This is a genomic window from Epilithonimonas lactis (genome assembly GCF_900110605.1).
GTDB lineage: Bacteria > Bacteroidota > Bacteroidia > Flavobacteriales > Weeksellaceae > Epilithonimonas > Epilithonimonas lactis.
Window position 1 is genome coordinate 567,264 of sequence record NZ_FOFI01000001.1, and the last position, 16,529, is coordinate 583,792.

General features: G+C 40.4%; 14 protein-coding genes. 7 read left to right on the forward strand and 7 right to left on the reverse strand.

All coding sequences use genetic code 11. From position 1 onward, the window contains the following. The first annotated feature begins 69 nt into the window (after positions 1-69). From BMW39_RS02680 to bglX, 3 genes are all read left to right on the forward strand, one after another. Positions 70-1,458 (forward strand): glucoamylase family protein, encoded by a 1,389-nt coding sequence (locus BMW39_RS02680; RefSeq protein WP_034976966.1) that lies wholly within the window; start codon positions 70-72, stop codon positions 1,456-1,458. Positions 1,459-1,712: 254 nt separating this feature from the next. After that, positions 1,713-2,417: a carboxylesterase family protein gene (locus BMW39_RS02685; RefSeq protein ID WP_034976968.1), complete on the forward strand. Its 705-nt coding sequence runs from the start codon at positions 1,713-1,715 to the stop codon at positions 2,415-2,417. Between the two features lie 22 nt (positions 2,418-2,439). Further along, on the forward strand, positions 2,440-4,767 hold the full coding sequence (bglX, locus tag BMW39_RS02690; RefSeq protein WP_034976970.1) for a beta-glucosidase BglX: 2,328 nt from the start codon (positions 2,440-2,442) through the stop codon (positions 4,765-4,767). Positions 4,768-4,869: 102 nt separating this feature from the next. On the opposite strand, the gene BMW39_RS02695 is transcribed toward bglX, so the two are convergent. Next, a complete protein-coding gene (locus BMW39_RS02695) occupies positions 4,870-6,228 on the reverse strand; it encodes a PQQ-dependent sugar dehydrogenase (RefSeq protein WP_034976972.1) in 1,359 nt (452 codons plus the stop codon). Between the two features lie 224 nt (positions 6,229-6,452). On the opposite strand from BMW39_RS02695, the gene BMW39_RS02700 reads away from it, so the two are divergent. After that, positions 6,453-9,362, forward strand: coding sequence for a protein translocase subunit SecDF (locus BMW39_RS02700; RefSeq protein ID WP_034976973.1), 2,910 nt, complete (start codon positions 6,453-6,455; stop codon positions 9,360-9,362). A gap of 308 nt (positions 9,363-9,670) precedes the next feature. On the opposite strand, the gene BMW39_RS02705 is transcribed toward BMW39_RS02700, so the two are convergent. The 4 genes from BMW39_RS02705 to BMW39_RS02720 all read right to left on the reverse strand — a co-directional run bounded on the left by BMW39_RS02705 (position 9,671) and on the right by BMW39_RS02720 (position 12,068). Beyond that, a complete protein-coding gene (locus BMW39_RS02705; RefSeq protein WP_034976976.1) occupies positions 9,671-10,363 on the reverse strand; it encodes a hypothetical protein in 693 nt (230 codons plus the stop codon). Positions 10,364-10,433: 70 nt separating this feature from the next. Next, positions 10,434-10,700, reverse strand: coding sequence for a hypothetical protein (locus BMW39_RS02710; RefSeq protein ID WP_131474339.1), 267 nt, complete (start codon positions 10,698-10,700; stop codon positions 10,434-10,436). A gap of 57 nt (positions 10,701-10,757) precedes the next feature. Next, entirely contained in the window at positions 10,758-11,129 is a 372-nt protein-coding gene (locus BMW39_RS02715; protein WP_034976980.1) for a hypothetical protein, read from the reverse strand. A gap of 105 nt (positions 11,130-11,234) precedes the next feature. Continuing rightward, positions 11,235-12,068 carry a hypothetical protein gene (locus tag BMW39_RS02720; protein ID WP_034976982.1) on the reverse strand — a complete coding sequence of 278 codons (834 nt, stop codon included), beginning with the start codon at positions 12,066-12,068 and terminating at the stop codon, positions 11,235-11,237. 125 nt (positions 12,069-12,193) lie between these two features. On the opposite strand from BMW39_RS02720, the gene BMW39_RS02725 reads away from it, so the two are divergent. Further along, positions 12,194-13,411 carry a TCR/Tet family MFS transporter gene (locus tag BMW39_RS02725; protein WP_034976984.1) on the forward strand — a complete coding sequence of 406 codons (1,218 nt, stop codon included), beginning with the start codon at positions 12,194-12,196 and terminating at the stop codon, positions 13,409-13,411. Positions 13,412-13,506: 95 nt separating this feature from the next. Here BMW39_RS02725 and BMW39_RS02730 read toward each other — a convergent pair whose 3' ends face one another. Then, a complete protein-coding gene (locus BMW39_RS02730) occupies positions 13,507-14,757 on the reverse strand; it encodes a chloride channel protein (protein WP_034976986.1) in 1,251 nt (416 codons plus the stop codon). 149 nt (positions 14,758-14,906) lie between these two features. Between BMW39_RS02730 and BMW39_RS02735 the strand changes: the two genes are divergently transcribed. Together BMW39_RS02735 and BMW39_RS02740 are read left to right on the forward strand one after the other, a co-directional pair. After that, positions 14,907-15,233: a Sec-independent protein translocase subunit TatA/TatB gene (locus tag BMW39_RS02735; RefSeq protein WP_034976987.1), complete on the forward strand. Its 327-nt coding sequence runs from the start codon at positions 14,907-14,909 to the stop codon at positions 15,231-15,233. 5 nt (positions 15,234-15,238) lie between these two features. Next, positions 15,239-15,799 carry a phosphatase PAP2 family protein gene (locus BMW39_RS02740; protein WP_034976989.1) on the forward strand — a complete coding sequence of 187 codons (561 nt, stop codon included), beginning with the start codon at positions 15,239-15,241 and terminating at the stop codon, positions 15,797-15,799. Positions 15,800-16,030: 231 nt separating this feature from the next. Here the strand turns inward: BMW39_RS02740 and rlmH are convergent, their stop codons facing one another. After that, positions 16,031-16,504 (reverse strand): 23S rRNA (pseudouridine(1915)-N(3))-methyltransferase RlmH, encoded by a 474-nt coding sequence (gene rlmH / locus BMW39_RS02745; RefSeq protein WP_034976990.1) that lies wholly within the window; start codon positions 16,502-16,504, stop codon positions 16,031-16,033. Positions 16,505-16,529 lie beyond the last annotated feature (25 nt).

The following is a 16,529-nucleotide window of genomic DNA, read 5'->3' on the forward strand; positions in this document are numbered from 1 at the left end:
ACGATAATTTGTAAGAGGAGGATTTAGTCCTCCTCTTTTTTTATAATCAAAATTGAAAAAAGACCTTTTATGAAAAATATTATAACAGGGATATTTCTGGCATCTTTAGGATTGGTTTCCTGCAAAACCGCTCAGTCATCAGAAAACAAAGGTCCAGAAGGATCTCAGCAAAAAAAAATGACAGACAACCAGCTCATGGACAAGGTCCAAGGCGACGCGCTCAAATATTTTTGGGACTTCGCAGAACCAAATTCCAAGTTGGGAAGAGAGCGCTATCACGAAGACAACATCTATCCGGACAATGACAAACATGTGATCACGACAGGTGGATCAGGTTTCGGTTTGATGACCATTTTAGTAGGTGTTGATAGAAAATTTATTCCACGCCAGGAAGCCGTAAAAAGGCTGACAACAATTGCCGATTTCTTAGAAAAGGCAGACCGTTTCCACGGTGCTTGGCCACACTGGATCAACGGAGAAACTGGCAAAGTCGTTCCTTTCGGTAAGAAAGACAACGGTGGCGATCTCGTGGAAACCGCATTTCTGACGCAAGGGATCATCTGCGTCCGCGAATATTTCAAAAACGGAAATGCTGAAGAAAAAGCATTAGCCGCAAAAATGGACAAACTCTGGAAAGGCGTAGAGTGGAATTGGTACACAAAAGGTGGCGAAAAAGTTCTCTACTGGCACTGGTCGCCAAGCTACGGCTGGGAAATGAATTTTCCTTTAGAAGGCTATAACGAATGTCTGATCACCTATGTCTTGGCAGCTGCATCACCAGACCATTCCATAGATTCCGAAACCTACAACAAAGGCTGGACAAGAAACGGAACCTACACCACAGACCGCACAAAATACGGATTACCGCTTTACGTCAAACACAATTATGCAGAGGAATTTGGCGGACCACTATTCTGGTCACAATATTCCTATTTAGGACTGGATCCAAGAGGATTGTCCGATAAGTACGTGAAAAGTTATTGGGACCTGAACAGAAATCACGTTTTGATCGACTACAAATATTGCGTGGAAAATCCACTTGGTTTCAAAGGTTATTCCGAGAAATATTGGGGACTCACCGCGGGTTACACCAGGAACAAAGATGGTTCCGTAGGTTACGCCGCACATCAGCCGATGAAGGAAGATCTGGGCGTGATCACACCAACTGCAGCACTTAGTTCTATGCCGTACACGCCAAAAGAATCAACGGCATTTCTAAGATTCCTTTACGAAGAGAAACCTAATTTCATAGGACAAGCAGGACCTTACGACGCGACTTCCATCAATTTTGATGACTGGACCACGCCGCGTTATCTCGCTATCGATCAGGGAACTATAGCGCCAATGATCGAGAATTACCGTTCAGGATTGTTATGGAATCTCTTCATGAATGCACCAGAGATCAAAAACGGACTCAAAAAAATCGGATTTAAGTCCACAGAACACAAGATCCAATAGACAAAAAGTACTATCTTTAAAAACTAAATTTTATTGTATCATTTTGAGACATTAAATAGTTTTTAGGAGCTATGTAACTTTGTCGAACAGTACTTATTAGAAATTTTTGGAGCTGTTTCCCGCTTTCCACTACAATCTTTTTTTTTCAAAAAAGGATTTCCGTTGCAATCGGGGCTAGGGGTTTTCAGTTCAAAACAACATTCAACACAAATAGAAGTTTTAAATTTCCAACCGTGTTTTTGAAAATTAAAAATATGAAATTAAGAAACATCATTTTATTGCTGATAGGATTTTCATCTTTTGCAACTGCGCAGGAGATCAGATCCGAATTCAATAAAGAGGTCAAGATCCCCAAAAAATTATCCTATATTCTGGATATTCCCAAGAACGTAAAGTCCAAAATTCCGCTGATCGTTTTTCTCCACGGTTCCGGAGAAAGAGGAAATAACTTGGAGATTGTCAAAAATCACAGTCCTTTCACCTACAAGAGTTTGATCAAAGAACCAGTGGCGATTTTGGCACCGCAATGCCCGGAAAATACTTGGTGGGATACAGATGCGATCTATTTCCTCATCAAAGAAGTTTCAGAGAAATACAAGATCGATAAGGAAAGAATCTATCTTACCGGACTTTCAATGGGCGGTTGGGGAACTTTGAAGTTGGCTGGTGAGCATCCTGAAATGTTTGCAGCAGTGTCAGCCATTTGTGCGCCTACGGACCGTGTGATGTTCGCAAATATTCACAATTACAAAGATCTCGACATCAAATTGTTTCACGGCGGAATGGATGATATCGTTCTGCCAGAAAATGCATTCAACTTCTATCAGAAATTACATCCAGTTAATCCAAAAGCAGAACTGACGATTTTCCCAAACGACAATCACAATTCGTGGGATTCTACCTATTCTGACCAGAAATTATGGGACTGGATGCTATCTTTGAGAAAAATTAAAAATTAAAAAAAAATTAAATATAGAAATAATGAAAAAGTTTGTAATTCTAGCTGCGTTGGCCTTGTCGCCGTATTTTTTGGCGCAGGATATTATATCAAAACCTGTTCAGTCTTACCAATCCGCAAATTATCAATCCAAGAAAAAAGCTTTCGTTGATAATTTGATTTCCAAAATGACTTTGGATGAGAAGATCGGTCAATTGAACTTGCCTTCTTCAGGAGATTTTACAACCGGACAAACTCAGAATTCCGATATCGGAAAGAAAATAGAACAAGGATTAGTTGGTGGACTTTTCAATATCAAAGGTGTTGATAAGATTCGTGCGGTTCAAAAGGTGGCTGTTGAAAAAAGCCGACTGAAGATTCCAATGATCTTCGGGATGGATGTGATCCACGGTTACGAGACCACTTTTCCGATTCCATTGGGGATTGCATCTTCTTGGGATATGGATCTGATCCAAAGGTCAGCTCAGATCGCTGCTCAGGAATCGACTGCGGATGGGATCAACTGGACATTCTCACCAATGGTGGATGTTTCCAGAGATCCAAGATGGGGAAGGGTTTCCGAAGGTTCTGGTGAAGATCCGTACTTAGGCAGCCAAATTGCCAAAGCAATGGTTTACGGTTACCAAGGTGATGACCTTTCCAAGAAAAATACCATGTTGGCTTGTGTGAAACACTTTGCACTTTATGGCGCGGCAGAAGCTGGTAGAGATTACAACACGGTGGACATGAGCCACGTTCAGATGTACAACACTTATTTTCCACCTTACAAAGCAGCTGTGGACGCTGGAGCGGCTTCTGTAATGGCTTCTTTCAATGAAGTAGACGGGATTCCTGCAACGGGGAACAAATGGTTGATGACCGATGTCCTTAGAAAACAATGGAACTTCAAAGGTTTTGTGGTGACGGATTACACAGGCATCAATGAAATGATCGAACACGGAATGGGTGACCTTCAGCAAGTTTCTGCTTTGGCAATGAATGCTGGTGTGGACATGGATATGGTAGGTGAAGGGTTTCTGAAAACTTTGAAACAATCTGTTACAGAAGGGAAGGTTTCCGAGCAAACCATAACAGAAGCGACAAGAAGAATCCTTGAATCAAAATATGACCTGGGACTTTTTGATGATCCTTACAAATATACAGATTCCAAAAGAGCACAGAAAGAGGTTTTCAGCCCAAAACATTTGGAAGCTGCAAAAACGATCTCGTCTCAATCTATGGTTTTGATGAAGAACGACAAACAGATTCTTCCACTTAAAAAATCAGGAACTGTTGCAGTGATCGGTCCATTGGCAGACAATGCAGTGAACATGACCGGAACTTGGAGTGTGGCTGCAAAACACGCCAATTCAATTTCAGTTTTAAGAGGTTTGAAGGAAACTGTGGGGAAAGACGTGAATTTCATCTATGCAAAAGGAAGCAACATCTACGAGTCCGAAGAGATGGAGAAAAAAGCGACGATGTTCGACAAAACTGCAGGTCGTGACAGTCGTTCTGCTGAGCAAATCAGAACAGAAGCATTGGCCATTGCAAAACAAGCCGATGTGATTGTATTGACAATCGGAGAAAGTGCTGAGATGAGTGGTGAATCCAGCTCTAGAACAGATATCGGAATTCCAGAAACTCAGAAAGAACTTTTGAGAGAGCTTAAGAAAACTGGAAAACCGATCGTGGTGGTCCTATTCACAGGTCGACCATTGGTTTTGACGGAAGAATCCGAATTGGCAGATGCTATCCTGAATGTTTGGTTCCCAGGAAGTATGGCTGGATATGCTGTTTCCGACGTTCTTTACGGAAAAGTGAATCCTTCCGCAAAATTGCCAATGACCTTCCCAAGAAGTGTAGGGCAAGTGCCACTTTATTACAACGCGAAAAATACAGGACGACCATTAAGTGTAGAAAATACAGAAAAATGTACGTTTGAGAAATTCCGATCCAATTATCTGGATGAATGTACAACGCCACTTTATCCTTTCGGATTTGGGTTGAGTTACACAACTTTCGGATATTCTGAGGTTTCTGTGAGCAATGCAAAACCAACAGGAAACACACCAGTCGAAGCTTCTGTAACATTGACCAACAGTGGGAAATATGATGGAGCGGAAGTGGTGCAGCTTTACATCCGAGATGTGGTTGGAAGCATCACAAGACCAGTTAAAGAATTGAAAGGTTTCGAAAAAGTTTATTTGAAAGCTGGAGAAAGTAAAAAAGTTACTTTCAAGATCTCACCAGAAGATCTCAAATTCTATAATAATGATTTGAAGTTTGACTGGGAATCCGGCGATTTCGATATCATGATCGGAACCAATTCTCACGACGTGAAAACAACGAGAGTTAATTGGACCAAATAAGATTCGATTTTAAATAATAAAAAAGCCTTTCAGATTTTCTCTGAAAGGCTTTTTTAATAGAAAACTATATAACTAATTACTCAGTAACTAAAAACTAGATCACTATTCCTTAATGATTTTCTGACTCATCAATTTGATATCATCTTTCTTCAAAACCAAAATATAATCCCCGGATCTCAAAGTAGTCACGTCAATGCTTTTATCATTTTCAGCAACTTTGGTGTTTAGAATGACTCTTCCAGAAAGGTCCAGAATTTCTACGGAAAGATTTTTATCGATCACGTTTTTCAGGTAAATAAAATCTTTTGCAGGAATCGGTGTGATTTGAATGGGACTTTTATCAATATCATTTACGGCCAAGCTGTTCGTTTTTATTTTAAAGATCTTTCCATTTTGTGCCGCTACATAGAGTTGTTTGCTGTTGTCTTCCCCAAAAGTGGTGAAACTATTACCAGAGAATGCAGAACTCCAGGTAATGGTCGTATTGTCCAAGATTCCGATTTGTTGAGAACAGTAATCTGCAAAAATATATTTCCCAGCCAGATCAGAATATAAACCTCCTCTGTAAACGTAGCCTCCTGTGATAGAACATTTTCCGCCAGAGTGGTCATAGGTTACAGCAGGGAAGGTCATCGTCGATTGACTTGCGCAGCCAGCAGCATTATAGGCAGCATTTCCTTCGTAACATCTCCAACCATAATTCACGGCTGGCGTGGTTGCGGAAACTCTGTTGATCTCTTCGATTAGATTTTGTCCAACGTCTGCAATCCAAATGTTGTTTGTGGTTCTGTCAAAGGAATATTTCCACCCGTTTCTTAGGCCGTAAGACCAAACTTCATCTGCACCATCCACGCCTACGAAAGGATTGGTAGATGGAATACTGTATGCGGCAGTGGAATTAACGTCAATTCTAAGTAGTTTTCCCAAAAGAGAGTTTTTATTTTGTGCATTGTTATCGGGATCGCCGCTACCACCACCATCGCCGGTCGAAATGTATAGGAAACCATCCGCTCCAAAATGAATACTTCCACCATTGTGATTGGTATTATTCTTTGGAATTGATAACATGATTTTTTCTGATGCTGGATCGGCTGTATTTGGATTGGCTGAGTTGGCTGTAAATCTAGAAACCGTGATGGTTCTGCCAGCTCTGTTGTAATAAACGTAAAAGTAGCGATTGGTTGCAAAATCCGGATGAAAAGCTAAGCCTAATAAGCCCATTTCCCCACTGAAGTTCACTCGGTCTGTAATGGTTAGGAAATTTGTCGCTTCAAATGTTCCATTGGTATTCAATATTCGGACGGTTCCGGATTGCTGCACCACGAATAATCGATTGTCATTGGTTGGTGAAGCTGTAATTTCCACTGGATTGGAAGCTGTCGCAAACTCCTCCAGAATGATCTGCTGTGAATAGACTTCCGATGCAAAAGCAAAAGAAAGAACAAGTAGTAATTTTCGCATAACTGATTATTTTTGAGATTATTAATAATGTTACCAAATTATATGCCTTACCATTTTATAATTATTTAATTAACAACAAATGCCGATTATTTCCTTGTTTTTTCAAAGAAAATTGGGAATTAATTTCAATATAAAAACTATAATGCACTTTTCTCATTTTCAAATTCTTATTTCCGCTATAAATCATTATATTTGCCGACTTAATTTATATATATCGTAAGAAAATGCAAGGAAAAGGACTCGTTACATTAGTTGCCATCGTTCTTGGATTAATTTGCCTTAATGAGCTTCTGCCTTCTTTCTATGCCAACAAAGTAGAAAAAGAAGCAAGAGCAATTGCCGGCGAAAATCCAGTGAAATACAATGCTGAGCTCGCAAGACTTTCTAAAGACACCCTGAATCTAGGTTTTACAAAACTGGATTATGCGTCTGCAAAACAGAAAGAAATGAAACTCGGATTGGACCTTAAAGGTGGTATCAACGTATTGCTAGAGATCAACCAAAGAGACTTGGTGAATGATCTAAGTAATTACTCTACAAATGCTACTTTGATAGAAGCACTTGACAGAACAGACAAAGCGCAGAAAAACTCGAGCAAACAATACATCGAGGATTTCTTCATACAGTTTGATGCTGTCAATCAAGAAAAAGGGACCAACCTGAAACTTGCAGATCCTGAGATCTTCGGAAACACCAATCTTTCTGAGATCAAATTCAACACGCCGGATGATCAGGTGAAGAATATCGTAAGAAAGAAGATCGACGCATCTGTCGGAACTGCTTTTGAAGTTCTTAGAACACGTATCGACAAAATGGGTGTAACGCAACCAAACGTTCAGAGAGTTCCTGGAACTGGAAGGATCTTGGTAGAGATGCCTGGTACAAAAGATATCGATAAAGTTAAAAAAATGCTTCAGACCTCTGCAAAACTTCAATTCTGGGAAGTGCAGTTGGGACAGGAAGTGCTTCCATATTTCTCTCAGCTAGACCAATTGGTTAAAACAAAAGGGGATTCAATAGGTGTTGCAAAAACAACCAACTTGATGAACCTGATCCAGTTGAATTCTACGCCTGGAAATGCTGTGGCAAATGTAAAATTGTCTGATACAGCAGTTGTCAATAAATTACTTAACAGTGCCATCGCTACAAAAGCGAGACCTGTTAACTTGAAATACACCCAGTTCATGTGGGGTTACAAACCAGAATCTACTACTTCCAACAGTCTTGTTCTTTACGCGATCCGTGGGAACATCTCTCAGAATGCGCCAGTTGACGGTGCGGTAGAATCTGCAAACATCAACTATGACCAGTTGGGTCGTATCGTTGTAGACATGCAGATGGATTCTCAAGGTGCTCGTGATTGGAAAACCATGACGGAGAAGAACAACGGAAAAGTGGTAGCGGTAGCTTTGGACAACAGAGTTTACACGGCGCCTTCTGTAAACAGCGTGATCCCTGACGGTAGAACGCAAATCTCTGGAAACTTTACACAAGAGGAGGCTAAAGATCTAGTAGATGTTCTAGGTGCTGGTAAATTACCTGCAGGTGCGAAAATCGTACAGGCAGATGTTGTAGGTCCATCTCTTGGAGCTGAGTCTATCAACGATGGGGTGATGTCTTTCCTTATTGCATTTGCAGTGATCATTGTTTACATCATTTTCTACTACGGTGGGGCTGGTGTTTATGCCGTGATCGCGATGGTGATCAACTTGTTCTACATCTTTGGGATCATGGATTCTTTGGATGCAACGTTGACTCTTCCTGGTATCGCTGGGGTTGTACTATCTATGGCAATGGCGGTGGATGCGAACGTGATCATCTACGAAAGAACGAAAGAAGAACTATTCCGTGGGAAAAGTATTCTTGAGGCTTACAAAGATGGTTTCAAACATGCGATCTCTGCGATCATCGATGGTCACGCGACGACTTTCATTACAGCTTTGATTCTTTACGTTTTCGGAACGGGACCTATCAAAGGGTTTGCAGTAACGTTGATGATCGGATTGGTGATGACATTGTTCACCTCTGTATTGTTGTCTAGAGTTATGATCTTCAGCAGACTGGAGAAAGGGAAATCTCTTTCTGTATGGACTGCTCCAACTAAGAATCTTTTCAGAAACACTTGGATCGATTTCATCGGGAAAAGAAAGTATGCTTATTATTTCTCTGCCATCTTGATGGTGATTTCTATTGCTTCCATCGCTTATAACGGATTCAAATATGGTATCGACTTCACAGGTGGACGTAATTATGTGGTAAGATTCGAAAAGCCGGTAGATGCGGAAAATGTTGAAGCCAACATTGGTAAACTGATGAAAACCGCAGATGGTCAAAACAATATCGTAGAAGCTAAAACTTTCGGTAATTCTTCTCAGTTGAAGATCACTACCGATTATCTGATCGATGACGAATCTTTGGCAGCGGATCAAACCGTAGAGCAAAAAATATACGAAGGTCTTAAATCTGAATTGCCTGCTGGGATGACCATTGCAGATTTCAAATCAGCGGACAAAGGTCATGCAGGAATTGTTTCCTCAACCAAAGTAGGACCTACAGTGGCAGATGACATCAAGACCCACGGGATCTTGGCAGTAGCTGCATCACTATTGGGGATTTTCATCTATATTTTGGTAAGATTCGACAAATGGCAGTTCTCTCTTGGAGCGGTGGCTGGTCTATTCCACGATGCGGTAGTGATCCTTGGGGTTTACTCATTGTTCTACAAAGTAATGCCGTTCAACATGGAGATCAATCAGGATTTCATTGCGGCGATCCTTACCGTGATCGGATATTCCATCAATGATACGGTGATCATCTTCGATAGAATTAGAGAGTACCTACGTGAGAAAAAAGCAATTACACTTGCGGGATTATTCGATGACTCTATCTCTAGTACGATTGGTAGAACCTTCAACACTTCTTTCACAACGATCTTGGTGATCCTTGCGATCTTCATCTTCGGTGGAGACAACTTGAGAGGTTTCATGTTCTGTCTATTGATCGGTATCGGATTCGGTACTTATTCATCTATCTTTATTGCATCAGCTACGGCTTATGACTTCCTTAGAGGTAAGAAGAAAGAAGATAAGGTCACTGGAAAATCTTCTATCAGCAATGCTGAAATAGTGGAGTAATTTTCCTTAAAATATATTATAAAAGCCCTCAAGAGATTGAGGGCTTTTTTTATTCAGGCGCCTGAGCGTAGCCGAAGCCACCGGAGGGCGCGTGTTCAGTTAGAAGACCATTTTGTCATTCCAAAGGAATCGAGATATCATACACCACATTTTTTAATCAACCATCATTCTTTTTTTAATGGTGTCTAAGCGTAGCCGAAGACCCATTAAAAAATCCTACAGAAAAATATCTGTAGGATCCAAATTGGCTGAACCATTATGACACATAAAAACACACTAAATGAAAACCAAAATCAGCCAATCTTTTATTATTGAATAGGTGGCGGTACAACTTCTGGGAGACCACTTGGCGTATCATAGATGATGTAGTCATTGTACTTCGCTTCGTCGACCTCGTAGAAGATATCTTGTCCGATGCCCGCATATTTGGTCAGCAGTCGGTAGAGGGTATTGAGGGTTTCCACGCGGTCTTCCGTGGCAACATCCCGGTCCGAGATGCCTTTGGCTTGCGCATCCAAGGCGAGGTCCAGGGTTTCGCGCTGCGAAGTGAGCGTATCGATTTTGGCCGTCGTAAGACCTTCCGGTTCCAATTCCCGCAGGTACTTGTCTGCTGCGGCTATCATTATTCTGGCGTTGCGGACGAGCTCTGCATCTGGCTGTCGGCTGACATCCGAGGCACCAAACTCCTTGTGCTTGGCACTGGTGAATCCAAAGACATTCTCTGCCATGTTCAGGATGGTGCGCATCGTTTTTTCCAATGCGCGGCGGGCATTATCTTTCTGCGCGGTAAGGTCTATTTTAATGGCTTCCAGTTGTTCATCGGATGGGAACTCATCCACGGCATTGCGGGCATTGGTCAGTTCTGTTTTCTTGGCAGGCGAGTAGCCCCGGTCTGTGAATTCTACAATATCGCGGTCCAAGAGGTTGATAAATTCATCTGCTTTTTGTTTCAGGACGGCGTCGGTGAGATGGAACTCCCGAATTACAGGTTCTTTTTTCATTATATGATCATTTGATGTTTGTGATTCTAAAATAAAAAAATATTCTTATATCAGGATAATCAGTAGAAATTTATTTTGAAAAAACACGTAACTCATTCATTAATAGTGAATTTGCCTCATCGTAATGAATCAACGCCTCATCGTAATGCTTCAACGGCTCGTCGTAATAAATCAATGGCTCATCGTAATGATTCACGGATACTTCGTAATCCTTCAAAAGCTCATTGTAATGAATCAAAGACCCGACGAAGTAAATCGATGGTTTGTTGTACTGGATCAGCAATGCGACGTAATGTGTATTTGATACTTTTGATGATTTCAATAAAAAAACAGACATTGTTGGTGTCTGTTTTTGATTATCGTTTGTGGATGCGTTTGGCATCAATGAAAAATATTACTGTTTGGTAAGCGTCCAATCGCCTGTTAGATCGCCATTTTTCCAAGTTCCTTTTTTGGTGTTGAGGCTTCCGTACATGGTGAAAATAGGTGTTTCGGAAATGACCGGTGTCAAAGCACCGTCATCTAATACAAATCCGAGAACCATATCGTTGTTTGGACCATAATTGCCCGTGATGCTGCCACTTTTTGCAACCGAAATAATTAGTGTTCCATTGCCTTGTCCAGTGTAATTTCCGACCCATTTTCCCATGTAGGGAGAAGTATAGTTTTCTTGGGCTTGCTGCTCGTAGTAGTTGTCTATGATCCTATCGCAAGAGGTCAAAAATAATAGCGTGATAAAAAAGGGTAGGAGGGTTTTAAGTTTCATGAGTGGTTTTTAGTTTGGGTAAATTTAATAAAAAACAGACGGGTGGGTGCCTATTTTTTTATATTTGTTGTAAGCGGGATGCTCGCAGCACTGTTGGATATTTTATTAGCTATCGTATTTACTCACAATATATTCTTTAAATTTTTCAGCAAAATTATTAATATGATTTTCTAAGAAACTTTCTAAATTTTCTTTAGTAATAAAGTCTATTAAATATTTATTATTTTGTTTTTTCGATTCAATTTCTCGTGTAAATGAAATATTTCCTATTTCATTTACCTTATTTATATCGATATGAGAGTCTATGGAAAAAATTTTTGAATTTAGTACAACTATGGGAAAGTAAATAATATAGTTTTTCCAGGTTTCACTTCTGATTGCTTTATCTTTACTTTTATAGTATTCCAAACATTTACTCAATGGTAATAAAATAGAATCATAAATACCATCGTGAAAAGCATTCCACTCTTTGTTTTTTTGAACGAGCTTACAAAATTGCACAGCTTTACTATCATCTAAGTTGTAAGGGAAAATTTCTTTGAGATTATAGTAGATGAATCCATCCCTTCTATAAAATGAGTTCTGTCCATCATCTGTAGGAATCATATATTCATCCTTTGGGTAAAGAAAATTTGGAGGAGAATAACTATTATCAATTTTACCTTTATTTCGAGTTATAAAAACAAAAGGATTTTTATTGTTTTTGCATTCACACAATATTCTAATTCCAATTGAAATTTTGTTTTCTTCATCAAAATAGAATCTTTTATAGCCAGTTACATCTATTTCTCTAGATTTTTCTTCCTCAATGTCCTTAAAAGCAGAATTTGTTTGAATGTTAAATCCAAATTTCTCAATTATGGATCCAATTTCTTGTTCGAAAAGATATCCAGATTCATTGATGGCATTAAGTATATCTGCTGGCGAAGGTATGTTCATAATTGGTCTTTATAAGTTAAAGGTTAATAGTTGTAATTTAGTCATTTTCTTTTAAATCAATTTTCCAAGCTTTTAACAACCGAAATTCTAAATTCCAAAATCAAAAAAATACTATCTTCGCAGACATGAAAACAAATCAAAAATCTGCTGCCATTGGTTTCATCTTTATCACGCTGCTGATAGATATTACGGGTTGGGGAATCATCATTCCCGTAGTGCCGAAACTGATTGAAGAACTGATCCACGCAGACATCAGCGAGGCAGCGAAATATGGTGGTTGGCTGAGTTTTGCTTATGCCTTTATCCAGTTTGTTTTCTCGCCATTCGTAGGAAATCTGAGTGACAAATATGGGCGCCGACCTGTGATCTTGCTTTCGCTTTTTGGCTTCTCCATCGATTATATTTTCCTGGCTTTGGCTCCGAGTATCTGGTGGCTTTTTGTAGGGCGGATCATTGCAGGGATCACTGGCGCAAGTATCACGACGGCAAGTGCTTACATCGCAGATATCTCAAATGACGAAGACCGTGCGAAGAACTTCGGGATGATCGGGGCGGCGTTTGGTCTTGGGTTTATCATCGGGCCCGTGTTGGGTGGCGTTTTGGGACATTATGGCGCGCGTGTTCCGTTCTATGCGGCGGCGGTCTTGTGTATGATCAATTTTATCTATGGCTACTTCGTGTTGCCAGAAAGTCTCAGCAAAGAAAACCGACGGGAGTTCAGTTGGAAACGCGCCAACCCGATCGGGTCTTTCAAATTCCTGAAAAAACATCCCGAGATCTCAGCCCTTACAACGGCTTTGATCCTGATCTATATTGGCGGACATGCGGTGCAAAGCAACTGGAGTTTCTACACGATGTACCGATTTAATTGGGATGAGCGCATGGTGGGGATCTCGCTTGGGGTCGTTGGTCTGTTGGTAGGTTTGGTGCAAGGTTTGTTGATCCGGTGGATCAATCCGAAGATCGGTGATCAGAAAAGTATCTTTTACGGCTTGATGCTCTATGCGATTGGAATGCTGTTGTATGCCTTTGCGACGGAAGGTTGGATGATGTTGGTCTTCACAATCCCTTACTGTTTGGGTGGGATCTGTGGCCCGGCGTTGCAATCGATCATTACCAAGAATATTCCGTCCAACGAACAAGGCGAACTGCAAGGGGCATTGACCAGTTTGATGAGTGCCACTTCCATCATCGGTCCGCCGCTGATGACGAATCTATTCTATTATTTCACGCATAAGTATGCACCGTTTTTGTTTCCGGGTGCGCCATTCTTTTTGGCATTCTTGCTGTTTGCGGTGAGTATTTATTTTGTTTTGATCAGTTTTAAGGGGAAGAAATCTTAAAGATGAATCTCTTGCATATCGAATTGTTTTTGCGGATTTTTAAAGAAATCTGCTTTATTTGCTGGATCTGTGAGATTTGATTTTTAAAATAGATTTTAAGCTTTCGGAGCGTAAGTGTAAACGTTGTAAGGCAAAATTCTCTGAGCTGTTTTCTGAGCGAGGATACATCCCAATAAGATAGGAAAGAATAAAGCATATCCGTTTGGTACCAAACTGCAGGTCAAGATCAGCGCGGTGAAAGGCGCGTAGATTGCGGCAGATAATGTGGCGGCGATGCCTATCAAAACAAAATTGATCAAAATCAAAGACGTTCCGAAAAAAGTGTTGCACGCAATGGCAAACGCCAATCCCAAGTAGGCACCTACAACAATACTTGGTGCAAAAACACCACCGTCGCCACCAGCGCCTAAGGTGAGAGACGAGGCCAATGGCTTCAGCAAGATCAAAGCAAAAAGGAACATCAGTGAATAACTTTGTGGATGATCGATCAATTCATTCAAAGAATGATAACTGTCGCCGTACAGGAATGGGAAAATACAGATCAAAGTTCCAACGGCCAAGGCACCGAGATTGACTCTGATAAAATTGTTGTTGATCCCAGAAAAGAATTCCTTCATCTTGATGACCAAGAACGTGAAATAGACCGACAAAGTTCCGCTGAGTAAACTTAGAACGACCATAAATGGAATCGCTACCCAATGCCACTCTGTAACTGGTAAACTGATCAAAGAAGTGGAAGGGAAAAAGTATAGGAACAGCCACGACAACAAGGCCGAAGCAGAACAACTGATGAACAAGGTCTTACTGAATTTCCTAGCGATCACTTCCAAAGCAAACAGAAAACCGACCAATGGATTTCCGAAAAGCACACCAACACCAGCCACGACACCAGCACAGATCAGTTCCAACTTATAGACATTCGCGGCAAACTCTTTCTCATAAACCGAATTCCCCACAGTCGCCGTCGCTACAACTGTTGAAACCTCGATGCCTGTTGACCCACCGAAAATGACGGTCAAAAATCCATTGAAGTAGTGCGATGGAATTTTGAAGAAAGGCAGATGGTCTTTCCGCTGATCCACCGTTTTGTAGATCTCTGTAATGCCTTTGTTCTTTCTGTTTTTGAAAAGGTATTTTCTTAAAAAATAAATGGCGGTGATCCCGATGGTAGGAAGAATGATGAAAAGATAGGAATTGTTTTTCTCCGCAAATTCGAAGAGATGTTCCTGGCAAAATTCTGTGATCTTTTTAAGAGAAAGCGCTAGAAAAGAAGCAATGATTGCGATGAATAATGATGATGTGATCAATTTGAAATAATTGTGCGCCTGTACTTTTTGTCTTTTCATTTCCCTAAACTCTTACTGGTCACAAATTTACGATAAAATGTCCAAAATCTCCTGAGAGAGAAGATGACAAATCTCTTTTTATCAATTTTATAATAAATTTAATAATGATCTGTATATCTCTTTTCTAAATCTTTGCTTAATTTTGTCACATGGAATTGAGTATTGGTGAAATGCTGATGATCGCTTTGGCGATCGTTGTTTTATTTGGTCCCGACAAATTACCCGAAATCGCAAGAGGTCTGGGCGAAGGTGTGCGTAAGATGCGAGGTGCCGTAGACGATATCAAAACCGAGATCATGAAGGAAGCAGACAATCCTGTTTCCGAGATCAAAAAAGAGATCGACAAAGTGAAGCAGTCCGCACAGGATTACAATCCTTTGGCCGATAGAAAGACCGAAACCTTCATCAACGAAGAAACACCTAAAAAGATCGACCTTTCCGAAGACGATTCCCACGAAGGACCTGTAAGCCGATAATTTTTATGAACGGATTGATTGAAAAAGACCAAGAACTTCTTCTTTTCCTCAATGGATTGGGCAATTCTGCCTTTGATCCATTTTGGTTGACCGTTACCGGAAAATGGTTCTGGATCCCGTTTTACGCCATTTTACTTTATTTGCTTTACAAGAGTTTTCCGCTTAAGAAATTACTTTTCATTTTAATTTTTATCACCATCGGAATTACAATTTCTGACCAGTTGGCTGGGATTTTTAAGCACGGGATTGCGAGATACAGACCTTGCCACACAGATTCTTTGATTTCGCAGATGCGTCTGGTGATTTGTGGCGGCAATTACGGATTCTATTCTTCACACGCTTCCAATTCATTTTTCCTATTCAGTTTTCTCACGATCCTGATTGGAAAGAAGTACAAATATCTGCCTTACATTTTATTCGTTTGGGCGAGTATCGTTTCTTACAGCCGAATCTATCTCGGCGTTCATTTTCCTTTTGACATTGCGTTTGGTGCTGCCGTTGGATTTTTGCTTGGCGGTGTTTTGGCGAATCTTGCCAGGAAAGTGGTGAACAGAAACATGGCTTAGCTATTCTTTTGGAGCTATTTCCCGCTATCCACTATATCTTTTTTGTCCTCGACGTTTCGTAAACAATAGAACATTTGCACTAAGACAAAAAAGGATGCCGTTCCTATCGGGGCTATTGGCAATTCGGTATTCAAATTAAGATCCAGGATTTAAGAATCAAGAATTAATTTTGCAACTATCAACTATCAACTATCAACTATCAACTATCAACTATCAACTATCAACTATCAACTAATCGTTATGATAAGGTTTTCCTTGCAAGATCGTAGCTGCTCGGTAGATCTGTTCCACGAAAAATAAGCGGATCATTTGATGCGTGAAGGTCATTTTTGATAAGGAGATTTTTTCATTCGAACGCTGATAGATCTCTTCCGAAAAACCATACGCGCCACCAACCAGGAAATTGATCTTCTTCACAGAACTTCCCATCCAAAAATCTATTTTTTCCGAGAATTCACGACTTGTGAACTGTTTTCCCTTCTCATCCAGAAGAATCACAAGTTCATTGGATTCTATTTGATTCAGGAACAATTTGGCCTCTTCTTTCTTCAGTTGGTCAGGAGTCAGGTTTTTAGCATTCTTGATATCAGGTATTTCGATGAGGTCAAAATTCCAATGTTTCGGGATTCTGGGAAGATAATATTTGATGAGAGAGATGATTTCTTTGTCATCCGTCTTCCCGATGCAGATCAAATTAATACGCATTCACTATATTTGTGCGGCAAAGATA

Bases quoted from the DNA above. Each gene is read 5' to 3' on its own strand.
- BMW39_RS02680 (WP_034976966.1), top strand. From the start codon at position 70: ATGAAAAATATTATAACAGGGATATTTCTGGCATCTTTAGGATTGGTT.
- BMW39_RS02685 (WP_034976968.1), top strand. From the start codon at position 1,713: ATGAAATTAAGAAACATCATTTTATTGCTGATAGGATTTTCATCTTTT.
- bglX (WP_034976970.1), top strand. From the start codon at position 2,440: ATGAAAAAGTTTGTAATTCTAGCTGCGTTGGCCTTGTCGCCGTATTTT.
- BMW39_RS02695 (WP_034976972.1), bottom strand. From the start codon at position 6,228: ATGCGAAAATTACTACTTGTTCTTTCTTTTGCTTTTGCATCGGAAGTC.
- BMW39_RS02700 (WP_034976973.1), top strand. From the start codon at position 6,453: ATGCAAGGAAAAGGACTCGTTACATTAGTTGCCATCGTTCTTGGATTA.
- BMW39_RS02705 (WP_034976976.1), bottom strand. From the start codon at position 10,363: ATGAAAAAAGAACCTGTAATTCGGGAGTTCCATCTCACCGACGCCGTC.
- BMW39_RS02710 (WP_131474339.1), bottom strand. From the start codon at position 10,700: ATGTCTGTTTTTTTATTGAAATCATCAAAAGTATCAAATACACATTAC.
- BMW39_RS02715 (WP_034976980.1), bottom strand. From the start codon at position 11,129: ATGAAACTTAAAACCCTCCTACCCTTTTTTATCACGCTATTATTTTTG.
- BMW39_RS02720 (WP_034976982.1), bottom strand. From the start codon at position 12,068: ATGAACATACCTTCGCCAGCAGATATACTTAATGCCATCAATGAATCT.
- BMW39_RS02725 (WP_034976984.1), top strand. From the start codon at position 12,194: ATGAAAACAAATCAAAAATCTGCTGCCATTGGTTTCATCTTTATCACG.
- BMW39_RS02730 (WP_034976986.1), bottom strand. From the start codon at position 14,757: ATGAAAAGACAAAAAGTACAGGCGCACAATTATTTCAAATTGATCACA.
- BMW39_RS02735 (WP_034976987.1), top strand. From the start codon at position 14,907: ATGGAATTGAGTATTGGTGAAATGCTGATGATCGCTTTGGCGATCGTT.
- BMW39_RS02740 (WP_034976989.1), top strand. From the start codon at position 15,239: ATGAACGGATTGATTGAAAAAGACCAAGAACTTCTTCTTTTCCTCAAT.
- rlmH (WP_034976990.1), bottom strand. From the start codon at position 16,504: ATGCGTATTAATTTGATCTGCATCGGGAAGACGGATGACAAAGAAATC.